Annotated in this window: 17 protein-coding genes; 2 read left to right on the top strand and 15 right to left on the bottom strand. The window is 65.5% G+C overall.

Translation table 11 applies throughout. The features are described from left to right. Positions 1 to 11: 11 nt before the first annotated feature. The 4 genes from ACQCSX_RS22085 to ACQCSX_RS22070 form a co-directional block, all read right to left on the bottom strand. The gene (locus ACQCSX_RS22085) at positions 12 to 497 is read right to left on the bottom strand and encodes a hypothetical protein (RefSeq protein WP_427019384.1); all 486 of its coding nucleotides are present in this window, start codon (positions 495 to 497) and stop codon (positions 12 to 14) included. 127 nt (positions 498 to 624) lie between these two features. Next, positions 625 to 1,053: a hypothetical protein gene (locus tag ACQCSX_RS22080; protein ID WP_427019383.1), complete on the bottom strand. Its 429-nt coding sequence runs from the start codon at positions 1,051 to 1,053 to the stop codon at positions 625 to 627. A 598-nt stretch (positions 1,054 to 1,651) separates the two neighbouring features. Then, positions 1,652 to 2,392, bottom strand: a complete 741-nt coding sequence (locus ACQCSX_RS22075) for a hypothetical protein (protein WP_427019382.1) — start codon at positions 2,390 to 2,392, stop codon at positions 1,652 to 1,654. 206 nt (positions 2,393 to 2,598) lie between these two features. Then, entirely contained in the window at positions 2,599 to 3,969 is a 1,371-nt protein-coding gene (locus ACQCSX_RS22070) for an RNA-guided endonuclease InsQ/TnpB family protein (RefSeq protein WP_427019381.1), read from the bottom strand. Positions 3,970 to 4,007: 38 nt separating this feature from the next. Here ACQCSX_RS22070 and tnpA point away from each other — a divergent pair, with 38 nt between their 5' ends. Further along, positions 4,008 to 4,445, top strand: coding sequence for an IS200/IS605 family transposase (gene tnpA / locus ACQCSX_RS22065; protein WP_427019299.1), 438 nt, complete (start codon positions 4,008 to 4,010; stop codon positions 4,443 to 4,445). A 21-nt stretch (positions 4,446 to 4,466) separates the two neighbouring features. Here the strand turns inward: tnpA and ACQCSX_RS22060 are convergent, their stop codons facing one another. The 5 genes from ACQCSX_RS22060 to ACQCSX_RS22040 form a co-directional block, all read right to left on the bottom strand. Next, a complete protein-coding gene (locus ACQCSX_RS22060; RefSeq protein WP_427019380.1) occupies positions 4,467 to 5,180 on the bottom strand; it encodes a DUF7007 domain-containing protein in 714 nt (237 codons plus the stop codon). Between the two features lie 2 nt (positions 5,181 to 5,182). After that, the gene (locus tag ACQCSX_RS22055; RefSeq protein WP_427019379.1) at positions 5,183 to 6,145 is read right to left on the bottom strand and encodes a DUF7007 domain-containing protein; all 963 of its coding nucleotides are present in this window, start codon (positions 6,143 to 6,145) and stop codon (positions 5,183 to 5,185) included. A 32-nt stretch (positions 6,146 to 6,177) separates the two neighbouring features. Then, entirely contained in the window at positions 6,178 to 6,576 is a 399-nt protein-coding gene (locus ACQCSX_RS22050; RefSeq protein WP_427019378.1) for a hypothetical protein, read from the bottom strand. A gap of 2 nt (positions 6,577 to 6,578) precedes the next feature. Beyond that, positions 6,579 to 7,463 carry a hypothetical protein gene (locus ACQCSX_RS22045; protein ID WP_427019377.1) on the bottom strand — a complete coding sequence of 295 codons (885 nt, stop codon included), beginning with the start codon at positions 7,461 to 7,463 and terminating at the stop codon, positions 6,579 to 6,581. Positions 7,464 to 8,544: 1,081 nt separating this feature from the next. Then, complete coding sequence (locus tag ACQCSX_RS22040; RefSeq protein ID WP_427019376.1) at positions 8,545 to 9,150, bottom strand: 5' nucleotidase, NT5C type; 606 nt, start codon at positions 9,148 to 9,150, stop codon at positions 8,545 to 8,547. Between the two features lie 281 nt (positions 9,151 to 9,431). Between ACQCSX_RS22040 and ACQCSX_RS22035 the strand changes: the two genes are divergently transcribed. Beyond that, the gene (locus tag ACQCSX_RS22035; protein ID WP_427019375.1) at positions 9,432 to 9,959 is read left to right on the top strand and encodes a hypothetical protein; all 528 of its coding nucleotides are present in this window, start codon (positions 9,432 to 9,434) and stop codon (positions 9,957 to 9,959) included. Positions 9,960 to 10,465: 506 nt separating this feature from the next. Here the strand turns inward: ACQCSX_RS22035 and ACQCSX_RS22030 are convergent. From ACQCSX_RS22030 to ACQCSX_RS22005, 6 genes are all read right to left on the bottom strand, one after another. Further along, positions 10,466 to 11,020 (bottom strand): hypothetical protein, encoded by a 555-nt coding sequence (locus ACQCSX_RS22030; RefSeq protein ID WP_427019374.1) that lies wholly within the window; start codon positions 11,018 to 11,020, stop codon positions 10,466 to 10,468. Positions 11,021 to 11,142: 122 nt separating this feature from the next. After that, the gene (locus tag ACQCSX_RS22025; RefSeq protein ID WP_427019373.1) at positions 11,143 to 12,000 is read right to left on the bottom strand and encodes a metal-dependent hydrolase; all 858 of its coding nucleotides are present in this window, start codon (positions 11,998 to 12,000) and stop codon (positions 11,143 to 11,145) included. 202 nt (positions 12,001 to 12,202) lie between these two features. Further along, positions 12,203 to 12,550: a hypothetical protein gene (locus ACQCSX_RS22020; RefSeq protein WP_427019372.1), complete on the bottom strand. Its 348-nt coding sequence runs from the start codon at positions 12,548 to 12,550 to the stop codon at positions 12,203 to 12,205. Between the two features lie 71 nt (positions 12,551 to 12,621). Further along, complete coding sequence (locus ACQCSX_RS22015; protein WP_427019371.1) at positions 12,622 to 13,440, bottom strand: hypothetical protein; 819 nt, start codon at positions 13,438 to 13,440, stop codon at positions 12,622 to 12,624. Further along, positions 13,433 to 14,122 carry a helix-turn-helix domain-containing protein gene (locus ACQCSX_RS22010; RefSeq protein WP_427019370.1) on the bottom strand — a complete coding sequence of 230 codons (690 nt, stop codon included), beginning with the start codon at positions 14,120 to 14,122 and terminating at the stop codon, positions 13,433 to 13,435. Before ACQCSX_RS22010 ends, ACQCSX_RS22015 begins: the two co-directional genes overlap by 8 nt. 72 nt (positions 14,123 to 14,194) lie before the next feature. Beyond that, complete coding sequence (locus ACQCSX_RS22005; RefSeq protein ID WP_427019369.1) at positions 14,195 to 14,872, bottom strand: hypothetical protein; 678 nt, start codon at positions 14,870 to 14,872, stop codon at positions 14,195 to 14,197. Positions 14,873 to 14,935 lie beyond the last annotated feature (63 nt).

The raw sequence follows: 14,935 nt of genomic DNA, 5'->3' as shown, positions 1-14,935 counted from the left end.
GATTATTTGGATCATCCGAACACAGATCCGAAATTTTCAGGTTGCCCGCCGGAGCGTTCCTGGGAGAGGCGGATCCGGGAGGCGAGCCGGTCCGCGAGGAGCTCCGCGGTGACCTCAAGCTCATCCATGAAGTCGGTGCGCTTCAGAGCCTTGACCACCCGGTTCGGGTCAAGGTCGGGGAAGAACTTGCGAGCGAAATCGGGGGTGAGGGTCTCCTGCTTGTGGCGGAGGATCATATGTGCAAATTCGTGCAGCACAATCTGCTGACGATGCACTTCAGAGACGGCCCTGGCATGCAGGATCAAGTCCATATGGTCAAGCCCGAACCACAGCCCGCACACCTTGTCGGTGATGGGGCCATCCATTGGCTGGATGAGAATCTTGCGGTTGCGGAGCTTCTCCAGATGCCGGTGGGTTGATTCAAGGGACACCGGGTCCTGAAGGTTCAGAGCATCCTCTGCTGCTTTGGCCCTAGTGCGGGCGGCAACGTAATCCATGCGTTGAAACGGGTCCTTTTTCGATGCCAATAAGATTGGGCCCCACCCCAGCATGTGAGATTACCAGCCAGGAGATGGGATCAACGGACAATCTCACCTGTTGCGGAGCAAGACGATGATTTCGTGATCAATCGTTCTCGTCGTGCCCGTCCAGCTGTTGATCGATGAGGTTTCTAATCTGCAGCAGGACTTCAGGGGTGAGTCCGTCAAGTTGCCGGGCAGCAAAGTTGCGAACCTTCTTCTCACGCAGGGTGGTCAGGAGCTCCATCTGCGCCTCAACCCGGGCCGGCAACTCGTCGTCACCGTCGTCGCGCAGGTAGTTCTTATTTACTCCGAAGAACTCTGCCAGGTTTTGCAGGAGCTCAACCTTTTTCACGGCCGGTCCGGTTCCGGCCCGCATGTAATGCCAGCGCCCGCGGGACAGGGGAGTCCCCGCAGCCTTCATTGCGGCGCTGATGTCGTTATAGGAGACCTTGCGCCCCTCGGCTTCTGCAGTGTCGAGCAGAAGGTTCAGCTTCCTTGCCAGGGAGGATCCCGGTGTATTGCCAATGGACATCGATGTCACCATGTGGATGCTTCCTTCCAGACAGTCGGGATGGTCATACCCGTCGTGATCCCAACAATCTTAGCAGATTGGACATGTTCAATTATTTTGACGTAGTCTCACACCAGCAGTTTGGACATGTTCAATTTTGGGATTTGTCTGTGACTGTGCCTATCGGGAGCACCGGTTGATCCTGCAGCAGTGCGGACCATCGGCGCGGGAATGAGGGGTCTCAGTGTCTGTCAATACTGCATGGTCCGTTGTCATTGCATGCGACGGAGTACAGGGAAAATGCCCGTCCGGGGCCGCGTTCACCACGGCGAATCCACTGCGCATCAGTGTGCGGATGGCTGAAGTTGCCGGATGGGCGATCTCCGACGCAACACTGTGCCCCCAGTGCGTCCATTAGGAGAAGGTTCTGAGAAAAAAGCTTGCCGGCGATCAGAGCCCTCTTCGGATAATCCGCGCCCACACCCCCGGCGTCAGGCTGGAGGCCTGACTGGGCAAACGGGAAAGCTAGCCCAGTCAGGATGGCGTGCCCTTGACCGGCCGCCCATCCCGCAGGCCTGCCCGGTATCGTTGGGGGCCGGGCAGGCCTGCGGGATGACTCCTACTCGTCGACCGGAACCACCATGGTGCGGCGGGTGGTGCTTGCCCACTGGGCGGCGGCCTTTGCCGCCAGGTCCGCACGGCTGGACCAGCTGGCGACCCCGGGGGACCCCAGATCGTAAGTGCCGGATTGGACGGCGGAAATGTCGATCTCCGCGTCGGTGATCCGCTGCTCGTTGTTCTTGATGTCAAGCACGGCCTGGTCCTTCAGGAACTGGATCGCGCGTCCCACCTTGTGGACGTCGTAGTCCCCGGTCTCCACGTCGTACATGCCCTGGGTGTCGCCGGTGGAGTTGCCGCGGGTGTCGCCCAGCCTGGTTTTCCCGTCCGGGGACATCAGGAAGTATTCGAAGCCGTGGTAGATGGGTTTGCCCTGGTAGCCGACGTCCGGGTCCTTGTCACCCGGGAACCGTTGCCGTTTGGCGAACTTGGGGTTTTCCAGCGCCTCGGTGAGGTCTTTGATGCGGGTGCGGCTGGCACGGATGGAAGATTCACGGGACGCGACCACCAACTCGGGCACCTCCTCGGAGAGCACGACGGCGTGCGAGTAGGTTTTCGTCTTGCTCGTACGGGTGGCCACCACCCCGTTGGGGAGCGTCACCGTGGTGGTGCGGCCACGCGAGGAGGTGCTCGTCCCGGTGGCGGGCGTAAGCGTGAGCGCGGGTTCGGCATGGGCGGTGGCGGCGAACTGTCCGCCGACGGGGACGCCCTTGGGTTGGCGTGCAGTGCTGGAAATGGTCATGCCCTTCCTGTGTGCGGCAGATCCCCGGATGCACGGAGTGCGAAGGACACCCCCGCCATGTTCGCCCGGGCACCCCACGCGCTGAGAGTCAGCTTCGTGCGGCGCCTTCGCGGTCGGCGATGACATGTGATTCCGCAGCGGTCACTGGCCGGTAGTCGTGAACCTCCCCGCCCTTACGGACGGGGCTTCTGAAGCCTGCGCTTTGCTTAGGCTGCAACGGAGTGTTCTCCTGCCGGGGCCCGGGGGCCTGCGGCTGCAGCGTGGCTAACGGTGTTTTCAGCTACACACCCTGTGCGGGGTGTGGCCCGGTTCCGGGCTTTACTCAGGGCCGCACGCAGGGGTGTGGCTCGGAGATATAGGACCCGGATGGTTTTGTCCGGGTCGATGGGGGTGTATTTCCCGTGTGTGGCGCGCATGAGGATGTTCAGTGCGCCGACGGCGTCGCGGTGGCAGGTGAAGCCACAGTGATGGCACCGGTAGTCGCGCCCGGAGGGGGCGTTGCGTGTAAGGCACGCGGGGCAGGTCTTGGAGGAGTGGGACTCGTTCGTGTAGGTCGGTTTGGATCCGGTTTTGTGGGCCAGGTAGTGGTCCTGGCGTCCGCGGGACCATTGGGAGAGGCGGCGGCGCTGGTCCTTGCCGAAGCGGCGCTTCTCGGCTTTGGCGGTGTTTTTCTCGATCCCGCGCACGTCGCCGACGGCGATGGTGCGCACGTTGTGGGTGATGGCGATGCCGGCGGCCTTGCGGGAGACCTGGTGGTCGATGTTGCGCAGGGAGCTGTTCGCGTGGGCGCGGGCGTGTTTGGCGGCCTGGTTGTAGCGGCGCCATTGCCGGGAGCCTTTGGTGCAGCGGGACATGAGGCGGTGCAGGTCCGCGACGGCGTTGTTGCGGCGGTGCTTGATGGCGCGGGCGGCACGGCCGTTGATGACGGTGATCTCGTAGGCGTCCGGGGTTTCCACGGCGATGGTCATGGGGTTGATGATGCCGGGGTCGATGGCAATGATGTTCGCCGGGTCCAGCACGGGGGTGGCAGCGGTGCGGTGGCTGATGTGCAGGGACCAGGACCGTCCGTCACGGTCCCAGCAGAGCCGGATTTCGCCCCAGTCGGCGGCCGGCACACCATGGTTGGTGCGGGAGTCGGTGACGGCCGGCAGGGCCAGGCGGATGCCCGGCAGGTTCCGGCCCAGGGACAGGTTCAGCCGCCCGTCCCCGGTGATGCGCCACCCGTAGCCTTTGGTGAAGGACAGCGGCCGGTAATTCTTCTCCCGCCACGGTGCACGGGTCCCGGCACCACGGTTCGCCCGGGAGGTGGCGACCGCGTCGAGCAGGTCATCGACGATGGCCTGTTTCGTGTGGGCGTGCAGCCGCTGCAGGTCCGGGTCCGAGGCTGCGGCCAGGTGCCGGAGCTCCTTGGTGGTGGGGTCGGTTTTCACCTCATCCCACCGGGTCCTGAGGGCGGCGAGGGTGTGGTTCCACAGCCCGGCGGCCCGGTGGCAGGCCTGATGCGCAGCCGTGTAGGAGGCCCCGTTCAGACGCACGGGGACCACGGCCACCCGGTAGTCTGCGGAGCTTCTCTTCATCCTTTGATTTTACAGTGGTCTGGATTTAGAATCAACCTATGATTGATGATGATTTCAGGAACGGCCGTCATGTGGTCTATAAACTTCATGCGCATCTTGTCCTGACGCCGAAATACCGCCGCAGGGTCATGACGGACCGGGTCGGGGCGGAGTTGAAGTCCACGTTCGAGGAGGTCTGCACCCGGTACGGGGCCACCCTGGATGAATTCGAAACCGACCAGGACCACGCCCACCTGCTGGTGACCTACCCGCCCAAGGTCGCCCTGTCGAAACTGGTGATGAGCCTGAAGACCATCTCCTCCATGCGCGTCCGCGCGCACCAGTGGCCCGAGGTCACCCGGGCGCTGTGGGGCGACCACTTCTGGTCCCCGTCCTACGCCGTCGTCTCCTGCGGCGGCGCACCGCTGGAAACCGTCGCCGAATACATCCGCAACCAGCAGTCCCCGAACCGCAAACGCGGCAGATACCCCAGCTGACCTACAGGGCTATCCCCGCCCTCACGGACGGGGGTTGCGCCCAGCAAAAACCCGCTCAACCCCGTACCGGGCAGGGTCTGCACCGACGACGGCCGCGTACTTGTCCGGGAACCAGCGGCGGGCCTCGGTGTGGGCGGTGGCGACCATGGCCGGCGGCAGGGACTGGTGGTGGGTGAGGACCGGGATAACCCAAGCACAGTCCCTCTCGTACCAGCCAGACGCCGAACACCAGGCCGGGTCGACGTCCCGGTTGCGGGGCCCGGACAGGACGAGGTACCCGTGCCCGGTGGTCCTCACACTGTCAATGCCGGCGCCATGGTTGGTCACCGTTTCGATGGTGCCGCGCAACGCCTTGGACCCGACCCGCAACGTGTTGTAGCCGTAGCGGATGGCCTGCTGCCGTTCCGCTTTGCCGGCTTCCTTCGCGCCGTCGATATCCTCCGCCGGCCGTTCCAGCAGGACGGCGGGCTGGACGCCGCGGCGGTCGGTGACGCGGACGGTGGCGCCCTCGGCCCGGATGTCGGTGGAGACCCGGATCTCGAGGTCATCCGTGGTGGAGGTATAGGTGTCGGTGTATTCGTCCCCGCCCAGGGTCCAACCGGTGCCGTCGGCATCCCGAAATGGGGAGGCGGGGGTGTCCAGGCCAATGCATGGCTCGGCGCGGACGGTGGGGGCGAATTGGCCGCCGGTGGGGATCCCTTGGGGTTGGCGGGCGTGGGCGGGGTTGGTGGCCATGGTCAGACCTCCTTGGTGTCGAGGACGGGGTAGGGGGCGTCTTTGGGCAGGGTGTTGAAGTTCGCACGTGCCGTCCGGTATTCCTCCTCCGGGACCAGGATGGCGCGCCGGGCATGGGCACCGCGGGTGCCGTCGGCCAGCACTGCCGAGACGGTGACCTCGACCATGCCCGCATGGCTGGCTGAGCTGCTGGCTGACCAGACGCGATCAACGGTGTCCGCATGGGCGGCGAAGAACCGGTGCTCATCCAGGATCCGGGACTCGCCGGGCCGGATCGGCTGGTAGTCGGTGATGCCGTATGCGGCGGGATCCTTGCCGACAACCTGCTCATACTCCACCGGGTTCCAGCGGCGGGCGTTCTCATGGGCGTAGGCGACGTCCTTCTCGGGCAGGTCGCGCCAGTGCGTGATGACGGCGATGGCGAAGTCGCAGTCCTCCTCGTACCAGGCCCCGGGCCGCCGCCAGGCCGGGGCGACCTCCCGGTTACGTGCGGCAGACAGCTTCAGGCCTCCGTGTCCGGGGGTGAACACGCTGTCAATGCCTGCGGCGCGGGGCTCCACCCCATCGGCGGCGCCCCACGGGGTGCGGGACCCGACGTGGAGGTTGGTCCGGCCGTACGCGGCGGCACGGGAACGGCCGGCCTTCGCAGCCTCTTTCGCCTCTGCCACGGTGGTGGCCTCGCCGGCGCCGATCTTCTTCAGGGCCTGGTGGTCGATGATTTCGTAGTGGAATCCGCCATCGCCGGAAGTGTCGGTGTCGAGACGGATGCCGATACCGTTCAGCAGGTCGGTTTCAAGGATTTGTGTGTCCGGGTCCGCCCAGCCCCATGCTGTGCCGTCGGCGTCATGGAGGATATCCTGCTCCGGCGTGTGGAGGGTGAGCTCGGGTTCTGCGTGCGCGGTGGCGGCGAACTGGCCACCAACGGTGACGCCTTTGGGCTGGCGGGCGGGCATGTTTTCGGTCATGCCTTCTTTGTGTGCGGCGGCGGCCGTTTTCATCAGGCCGCGCCCCGGTGCGCCAGGAGCAGTTTTCTGCTCAGCAGGAATCCGAGGGTCTCGGGGCGGGCCAGGCCCGGGTTGCGCTGTTCGTCGATGACGACCGCATGGATGGCTGCGTCCAGGACGTCGTCTCGTTGCGAGGCGGCCAGGACGGCGGCGGCATGGCCGGCATGCAAGGTTCCGGCCATTCGGCCCAGCTGGCCGGAGTCGTAGGTTTCCTGCACCAGGCGCCGGGACCTGGCCCGCTGCTCGTGTTGGGACATCCCGTTCTTGGTGTAGCGGCGGTACCTGCCCGCCGTCACCTGTGCCGGGTGGAGGGACGTGGCCGGTTCGGTCCGGACTGTGGTGGCGAACCGGCCGCCGGTGCGGATGCCTTGGGGTTGGCGGGGCTGATACATGGTCAGTCGTTATCGCCGCCGCGGAGCACCCAATGGCGCAGCGAGGAGATCCGCTCACCCAGTTTCGCGTCGATGTTCGGTGCGTGGCGGTTGGCGAGCTTTGCGTCGGTGAGCTCACGGGTCAAATCCCCGGTGGACGCATACCCGCGGTCGCTGAGCTTGCGCAGTGCCGGGTGCCGGCCCTCACAGGACAGGCTGTCGGCCACCGCAAGGGCGGTGGCGTCATCGAGGGCCCGGACGGCGTAGCGGGCCGCGACGGTGGCGTCCAGCCGCTCCCCGCTCATCTGCCGCGCCGCGACCCGGGCCGCGAACGAGTCCTTGATGACGGTGGTGGAGCCGACATGCTCGCGCAGGAGGCGGCCCAGGTAGTCGGAGCCGAACGTGCCAGGATCCGATTCGTTGTGCAGCTGGACGATCTTGGAGTTGTTCCAGGCGGCGTCGGCCACCTGGCCTTCGGTGAGTGGCCCGGCGGGCAGCAGGGTGGGGCAGGTGAGGGAGACGCTCTCCCAGCCCTCGTCCCCGCCGTCCATTTCGGCCCCGTACCGGGTGGCCATGAAATCTTCGATGACCGCGGTGTTCACCTCCAGGTACGCGTCCCGGTCCTCGTCGGTGCCGCCCAGGTCTTCGGCTGTGATGAGGTCCTTGAAGTTCAGGGTCTTGGACGGCTCCACCCAGTAGCCGGCGCCGTCGTCAACGTTTCGCCGGCTTACACCCAACCGCTCGATGACATCCCCGTCGGCCAATTCGGTGAAGTCCTCACAGTCGCCGGGGGCGAGGGTGACCGGGCGGTGGACCGGGTCGAGCACAAGGGTGGACTCGGGGTGGGTGGTGGCGGCGAACTGGCCCGCAGTGCTGATGCCCTTCGGGACCCTGTTCTGGTCCCTCACGGGGATCCCTCCAAAATCGGGTTGCGGCCACGCGTCCGCGGAGCGGAGAGGGCGGCACCGGCGGGGAGGCCCTGGGCCTGGCGGTTCGGAATGGTGGTCATGCCCTGTACGTGTGCGGCTGTGGCGCTCCGGCGCAAGGTGTCCACCGGAAGGGTTGTTTCGGGCCGGATTGTTCGTCGTTGCCGGGGACCAGCCGGACGTCCAGATCGGAACCCGTTGGGGTGTCTGCCCTGGCTCCCGCCTGGTGACCCGCGGCCTCCGCCGGGATCGCTTCCCACGCCGTCGGCAACCGGGGATCGGGCAGCGGGGCGCCGATGCAGGGGAGTCCGCGCGGGAAGGTTTCCGGTGGCTTCGACAGGGCATCGCTGCCTCTGCCCGATGTGAGGGCAGGAGGGACCAGGAACGGGCCGAATGGCGGTGGGGGACGGCTCCACCGCCGGGTCGTCCGGTTCGGTGCTGAAACGACCCTCTGGTCGAGTGGGAAATTCCTTGTAGATACTGGGAAGGAGGGCCCTTATAGAGAGAGACTCTTCCTACTCTTCTTAAAAAGATAGATAGATAGAGGGGCCCTATATATACCTCCCCTCCCCCACTCAGGGGCTCTCTATATCTATCTCTCTATGGAGGTGCCATCCTCCCGGGTTGTGTTGGTCGAGTGAGGGGTCAAAAAGGCCTCCAATGTGCCTCTGACCTGCGACGATGTCCGAAAAACCGGCTCGACCGCCGGTCGGGCGGCAGGTGATTGAGGGTGTTGTGGCGCCGGGTGTGGGAGACGGCGATTTTTTCTCATGTGATAACCTAAAGGAACGAACTATCCACACCAGTGACTGTGGTTATCACATGGCTCCCCGATGGGGGCCATTCGTGTTTGGGTGGAGATTTCCGCGACCAGGCCGAAACGCAGAATTTTTCGCCAGCTGAGGGTGTCCGAACCTGGAACGTGGACGAAAATCCTCGACGGACGGAAGCCGAATGCCCCGCTGCACGGCACTTCCGACGCCGGTGCTGCCGGGAAAAGCACGTCCGGACACCCAAAAAGGGCCACACCGGATTGCGGTGCGGCCCTCAAAATGGTGTTTTTCTAGACGCCGGCCATTTCCAGCATCGGGAAAATGGCCTTCTCCCAGTGCTTCCATCCGGTCATTCGCGGCGCGTCCACGAGGTTGCGGTTGTAGGACTGGTCGAAAACAAGCTGCCGCCAGGCCGGTTTCATGGCGCCAATAATGCCCGGGTGGTCATCGATCAGGACGTCCCCGCGGACGAGGGTTTTGTCGTGGGTGAGGATGGTTCGGGACACCCATCGGAGGCCCAGATGGCGTTCGATGGAGGCTAGTTTTTCGGACGCGCAGGTCGGGTTGGTGGGGAAAGGGGTGGAGCAAAAAAAGACGTCCAGCCCGGCTTCTTCCATGGCCAGGATGGCGTCCACGGCGCCCGGCAAGGGCTCCAGATTCAGGTACAGGCCTTCGCTGTCCATGACCTCGGCCAGGACGGTACGGTCCCCTCCGGGGCCGCACAGGTGGTCGTAGTCGAGCTGCTGGCCGACGGGGACGATCGGGTAACGGGGGTCGCGGGCCAGCAGCCTGTCATTCAAGCCCTGGCCCCAGTTGACGAAGACGCCATCCATGTCGACAAGGACTATGGGGCTTCCCGTTCCGGGGGCGGTGTTCTGGTTTGTCATGGTGGTCATGTGTGCGGCGGCTCCATCCAGCGTCTTCATCTGCACAGGATAGTGGCCCGCACCGACAGGGTCAGAAGGCCTCCGCTCCATGCGCGGCGATGCCCGGGCCTCACCCCTGCTGAAGGCAGGTCTTGGCCGGCGCCTGGACGCCGATGAGCTTGAACGGCCGCACTTCCCTTGGCATTCACAGGTCAAAGACAGTGTCCGGACAGGTCCTGCCGATCTTGGTGCTGGAGCGTATGCTGTGACGCCGGTGAAAACCGCCGGCCGAAAAGCGAGGAGACGATACGTTGAAACATAAGAGGAAAATCACGCTCGGAATCTCAGCCGCAGCCTTGGCCGTGGGCCTCGGCTTGGGAGTCACCAGTATGGCGTCAGCTGCCACACCCACCACCCCAAGCGCGAGCTCCAGTGCCGTCACTGACAAACCCGACAACAACGCGGTGCGCGGTGAGCGGGGTCAGCTGGCTGCAGACCTCGCCGCGAAGCTCGGCGTTGACCAGGCCAAGGTCACCGCCGCGCTGAAGACCTTCCGTGATGCCAACAAGCCCGCTGGGAAGCCGGCGAAGGGCACCAAACCTGACCATGCCGCCATGGACGCAGCGATGGCCAAGTCACTGGCTACGACGCTGGGCATCGACGAGACGAAGGTCTCCACCGCCTTGACGGACATCCACGCTGCGGAGCAGGTGAAGCGCACGGCTGTTCTGAAGACCAAGCTGGACAAGTCCGTGGCCGCTGGCACGCTGACCCAGGCTGAAGCAGACGCCGTTACGAAGGCTGTTGAGAAAGGTGTAATCGGCGGCGGCGGGCGCTAATACGTGCCGCAACACCGACCCTGCGACCTGACCTAAAAGACTCCCCTGGCGCAATTGCCCCAGGGGAGTCTTTCGTTAAATCCACGGTGGCCTGAATGCTGCTTGTACTCGCGGACTGGATGTGATGCATCGGTGGCGGCCCGAGACTTTGTGGTCCACACCAACCCCTTTTCAGGGCCAGATTTGTACTCCATGATGAGACATTGATTCCCGCATGGGGTTGGAACCTAGGAAGTGGACCTCCGCGCCCTTACGGACGGGGCTTCTGACGCCTGCGCTTCGCTTAGATTGCAACGAAGTGTCCTCCTACCGGGGCCTGCGGCTGCAGCGTGGCTAACGGTGCTTGTCACTTGCCGGCGAGAAGGGCCACCCGTTCATGGCGCTGATGCTGTGATCGATGACGTGGCGCCAGTCATCTTCCTTACTGTTGTCGCCCACCTGCTGGCTGCAGACGGATCCCCGGCGTTTCGGATTGGACTTCTGGTCCTCCCTATTCGGCTCAGCCGCTAGAAGGCGTTGTCCTCGGCTGCGGCGTGGAAGGCGGCGGTGTCGGCCAGCAGTTCCCATCTCTCCCGGTTCTCGTCCTGTCCACCCTCCAGCAGGTCGTCCTCGCTTCGATAATCGTCACGGTCGATGAGGAGTTCGTACCCATGTTCCGGGTTGAGGACATGGGCAGGGTCGGACCAGTGTTTCATTTCCTCGTGGACGGCGAAGCGGATCAGTTCGACGTGGTGGTCGCGCCGGTCGCGCGGAAGGTGTCCCAGGACGGCTTCAAGGTTGGTGACCGCCTGCCGGCGGCTCTGTGAGGCGCTGCCGTCCACACGGTAGATGCCGTAGGAGTCGCGCAGCAGGTCCGAGATGCGCGAGGCATTGACGGCCTCCCGGGCAGCCACCTTCGGCATGGACTGCAGTTCGCGGGCCAGGGCGGCGCCGCGGGATGCTTCAAAGGCGTAGTCGAAGTCGGGTCCGTCAGCGTAGGCCGGGGCCACGGTTGGGGAGGTGTACGCTCCAAGGCCCGGGGTGGACGGTGCAAGGTCAGTTGTCAGGGTCATCGTTTCCATGCCCTGCATGTGTGCGGCAGGACCCGTGGTGGTCCACGGACAGCACCCACTGCAGCCGATGTCCCTGCTTGGGCGCAGACAAAAGCCCCGTCCTCCGAAGAGGCGGGGCTTTTGTCGTGGTGCTAGAACCCCCCAGCGGCTGCGACTAGGGCTTTCAGCCCGCTCTGGCCCATGCCGACGAGGGTGGCGCCGACCCCGAAGATGGCGTAGCCGCCGATCGGGACGAGCAGCAGCCATTCACGCACGGACCCGGCATGGCCGAGCACGGGGATGGTCATGTATCCGTTGGAATGCCAGCAGGATTTGAGGACGGGGATCTTGGCCAACGCCTTGGGCGGCTTGATGGCGAACGGCCAGGCGAGATTGCAGCCTTCGGTGGTCATCATGTCTCCGAGGATGTGGACGATGACGCCCACCCCCATGGCGACCGGGAACCAGTTCTGCTCCTGTGGGGCGAAGACGGTGATGAACGCCCCGACGGCGAGTCCGACAATCCACGGGGATTTGCGCATCGAATCGGGGATGATTTTCAGCGCCTTCGCCGCGAAGGCCACCAGCAGGACGGAGAGGATGCCGGCGCCCGGGTAGATGGTGCCAAACAGGTCCGTGCCCTGGGTCCAGAGACCGGCGAGCCAGGCGATCAGGACGAAGACGGCGATGCCGACCATGGAGTGGGTGCCGTGCCGGTGGCCGCCGGCAAGCTTGCCGATGCCCGAGCACATGACGTTGGACAGGGGCGGCAGGGAGTGGGCGATGGTGGCGTTGTGGTGGTCGGCGTCCGGGAGCATGGCGGCCCCGGCGGTGACCAGGGCCCCGGTGACAATGCCGACCGGGCTGACGTGCATCAGTCCCAGTCCGAGGTCCAGGGTGTGCGGCAGGATGGCCACCTTCTCGGCTGCCGCTGTCAGGTCCAGGTGGATGTTGGTGGTCAGGGCAACCCAGGCGGCGGCGCCGCAGGCTGCATGGTGGGCTCCCATCATGGCGGGAAGTCCTTTCGGAGAGGAGTTGGTGTCTGCACCCCATGTGTGCGGCCACCGGGCCGGGACTCACCGCCGGCCGTTGCGGCGCACGCAGGGGTGTAGACACAGTGATCCCCGGCCAATATTGTTATCGGCCGGGGATCAGGGGTGTGGGGGAGAGAAGGCCAATGATCGGTGCGGCTTCGCCGCGCGAATGGCCCTGTTAGGCGCCCCGGCCCCGGAGCCGTTGCTGGATGGTGCGGATGGCCGCGTCAGCCCCTTCTGTGGAGGGCAGGGAGGTCACGCCCCGGCTGTCCATGGCGTCCGTAAGGGGTGTGCGGTGCCGGCGCAGGTGTTCCGCCTGTTCCTCGGTGATGGGGGTGGCCGGTGCCACCGACCGGCGCAAATTTTCGCGCACACCGGGGCTGTAGGGTGGCTCCTGCACCTTCGGCTGGAACATGTCTGCCGGGTTCGCCGGTGCCAGGGTGATGAGCGGTTCGGCGCGGAGATTGGAGGTGAACTGCCCACCGGAGGGGATGCCGCGGGGTGCGCGGGCTTGAAGTATCGTCATACCCACCCTGTGTGCGGCTTTCGTCGCGAACGTCATCCTGGCTCAAATGTCGGCGGCGACACGGGGCTCGGTCAGCTTTTTTTGAGCCGGTTCGCCGGCGGGAGGCTGTGGTTGGCGGCCAGGATCCGGAGCGCATCCATTGCCGGCGTCCGGTCAGCCGGGTCCAGCAACTGCCAGGACCGGTGCCCGGGATCCGCGAGCTCCCTGTACAGGGTCAGGATGCGGGACTTGTCGCTGCCTTTCATTTGGGCGGCCGTCACCAGCGGGGATGTGATCGTGGCGCAAAGGACGACGGCGTCATCGAGGTGCCGGCCCGTGTCGCGGGAATCTTCCCGGTAGGCGGCGCCCTTGAGGACCAGTGCCCCGAGCGCGTTCGGGATACTGATGAGCACGGGCCCGCCGTCGTCGGCAGTCATCCGGCAGTTCACGGTCCGCTGCAGCGCCTGGGTGCCGCCGACGACCTGGAACGGCTTGCGGCCGCCGATCGTGGGGACCTTCGCCGGAGCCAGGTGGTCAGCGACCATGACATCGATCTGCTGCTTGCCGCGGACGAAACGGTGGGCCGGGGCGTCGTGCGCAATTGACTTCTCCAGCGCGTAGCCCAGCCCTGTCAGGACCCCGATCACCGACGCCGTCGTCGCCGCACCGGTTTCGATGTGCAGCACGATGTCGACGTCCGCAGTTGGGCGGGAGACGGCCAGGCCGGCCGCGGCCGCATGCAGCTGCACCATGAGGCCGCCGACCAGCGTCCACACCGTTGCAGGCAGGGCCCTGGCCAGTTCCACGCATTGTGGCCACGGGGTGCCCCATCCCCCCGGAGGGACGGGGACGTCCCAGATGTCCCGGCCGGCGGCCGCAGCGGCCAGCGGGGCCACGGTCGGCTCAGACATGGAGGAGTTCATTGATGACGCGCCGGCCGGCGCTGCGTTCGCGAGTGGCCAGGGAGGCCATCAGGTCCACGGCGATCGCGGCGATCGGAGCCCGGCCTTCAGCGAAAGGGTCGGTCAGGTCAACTTCGTGGATAATTGCGTTCCCGTCGGCATCTTCGACCATGCCGAATGCGTCGGCGAGGGCGCGGGCGTCCCCGGCCATGACGTAGCCTTCGGCGATCCCGCTGCCGCCGGACATGCCGAAAGTTTCCGCTGTGGCCTGGTCCCGCATGGCTGAGGCGCCGCTGGCGATCAGGTGGTCGGTGAGCGCTGTCAGACCGTCCTGCGTGGCGCGGAAGCGGGTCGTCTTGTCCTTGTTCCGGGCCAGGATGCAGACGGCGTCGGCGTCGAGCTCGCGCAGCCTGCTTTTCAGCCGGGACTTCTCGGACGCGGTGATCCACGTGGGGTTCTGGCCGGAGAGAAGTCCCAGCGCAGCCCACGCGGTCTTGGCCGTCCAGGCGCGGCCGCGGCGGGTACCGGCGGCCGCGAGGCGCTCGACGGAGGCCCGGTCGAGCAGGATGGTCCGGCCGGCGGTGCCGGCGGTGCTCAGCTGGCCGTTGTGGACCAGCTGGCGGACAGACACCTGCGTGATCCCGAGCCTTTCACTGGCCTGGAGGGTCGTCATGGTTTCAACAATAGACATGCGCTAATGCTTTCTTATCGAAGCAATAGAGTCAATACACTAAAGCTTTCCTATCGAAGCTTTAGTGGTGTTCTAGTCGGTGCGGGAGGGGAGTTCGAAGTTGACGGTGATGACCGGGTTTTCCAGCCAGATGTCGCCGCGGTCCTGATACGCGAACCGGTCTGAGTCGGTGCGGGCCGGCAGGGACAGGTACACCATCGTGCCGTCCGAGCGGATTGTCGTGGCCGGCGTCCCGGAGATCGTCCAGACCTGCACTCCGTCGGCGACCTTCTCGGGCGGCTGCCAGCCCAGCTGCAGCAGCTGGTCGATGATGTGGCCGGCGGGGGAGGACGCCGGGTGCTCCGCGGCGGGGATCTTCACATACTCCCGGTACGGGGTCTGGAGGAAGCCATCGAGGACCTGGTGGTGTTGGGTGATGGCGTTGTCAATCGCATCGGTGGCGGCGGCGATCACCCCATCGCGGGACGATGGCCTGACAGGGGCGTCCGTCGGTGCGTCCACAGGTGCTGCGGGGACCGTGGCGGCGTTCAGGACGGTGGCCCGCCGCTGGTGGTCCCAGATGCCGGACCAGTGCCTGCCGCCGGCGAGCTGGTATTGACCGGCGGTGGATTGGAAGTCCCCGTCGACGCGGGTGACAAAGGCCACCAGGACGGGGCCGCCCTCCTCTCTGGAGGACAAGTGTTCGACCCGTGCAATGGTGCCGACCGGCTGTGCCTCCCAATCGTCGCGGGTTGTCATATCGTGCGGCATGGGGTTCATCGTTCCGGCCTCCGGTTGGGTGTCTGTTGCCAGGCATGTGTGCGGACGGGCCCA

The organism is Pseudarthrobacter sp. P1 (genome assembly GCF_050156935.1).
Lineage (GTDB): Bacteria > Actinomycetota > Actinomycetes > Actinomycetales > Micrococcaceae > Specibacter.
This window is presented reverse-complemented; position numbering and strand designations above follow the sequence as displayed.

Bases quoted from the DNA above. Each gene is read 5' to 3' on its own strand.
- ACQCSX_RS22085 (WP_427019384.1), bottom strand. From the start codon at position 497: ATGGATTACGTTGCCGCCCGCACTAGGGCCAAAGCAGCAGAGGATGCT.
- ACQCSX_RS22080 (WP_427019383.1), bottom strand. From the start codon at position 1,053: ATGTCCATTGGCAATACACCGGGATCCTCCCTGGCAAGGAAGCTGAAC.
- ACQCSX_RS22075 (WP_427019382.1), bottom strand. From the start codon at position 2,392: ATGACCATTTCCAGCACTGCACGCCAACCCAAGGGCGTCCCCGTCGGC.
- ACQCSX_RS22070 (WP_427019381.1), bottom strand. From the start codon at position 3,969: ATGAAGAGAAGCTCCGCAGACTACCGGGTGGCCGTGGTCCCCGTGCGT.
- tnpA (WP_427019299.1), top strand. From the start codon at position 4,008: ATGATTGATGATGATTTCAGGAACGGCCGTCATGTGGTCTATAAACTT.
- ACQCSX_RS22060 (WP_427019380.1), bottom strand. From the start codon at position 5,180: ATGGCCACCAACCCCGCCCACGCCCGCCAACCCCAAGGGATCCCCACC.
- ACQCSX_RS22055 (WP_427019379.1), bottom strand. From the start codon at position 6,145: ATGACCGAAAACATGCCCGCCCGCCAGCCCAAAGGCGTCACCGTTGGT.
- ACQCSX_RS22050 (WP_427019378.1), bottom strand. From the start codon at position 6,576: ATGTATCAGCCCCGCCAACCCCAAGGCATCCGCACCGGCGGCCGGTTC.
- ACQCSX_RS22040 (WP_427019376.1), bottom strand. From the start codon at position 9,150: ATGACCACCATGACAAACCAGAACACCGCCCCCGGAACGGGAAGCCCC.
- ACQCSX_RS22030 (WP_427019374.1), bottom strand. From the start codon at position 11,020: ATGGAAACGATGACCCTGACAACTGACCTTGCACCGTCCACCCCGGGC.
- ACQCSX_RS22025 (WP_427019373.1), bottom strand. From the start codon at position 12,000: ATGATGGGAGCCCACCATGCAGCCTGCGGCGCCGCCGCCTGGGTTGCC.
- ACQCSX_RS22020 (WP_427019372.1), bottom strand. From the start codon at position 12,550: ATGACGATACTTCAAGCCCGCGCACCCCGCGGCATCCCCTCCGGTGGG.
- ACQCSX_RS22015 (WP_427019371.1), bottom strand. From the start codon at position 13,440: ATGTCTGAGCCGACCGTGGCCCCGCTGGCCGCTGCGGCCGCCGGCCGG.
- ACQCSX_RS22010 (WP_427019370.1), bottom strand. From the start codon at position 14,122: ATGTCTATTGTTGAAACCATGACGACCCTCCAGGCCAGTGAAAGGCTC.
- ACQCSX_RS22005 (WP_427019369.1), bottom strand. From the start codon at position 14,872: ATGCCGCACGATATGACAACCCGCGACGATTGGGAGGCACAGCCGGTC.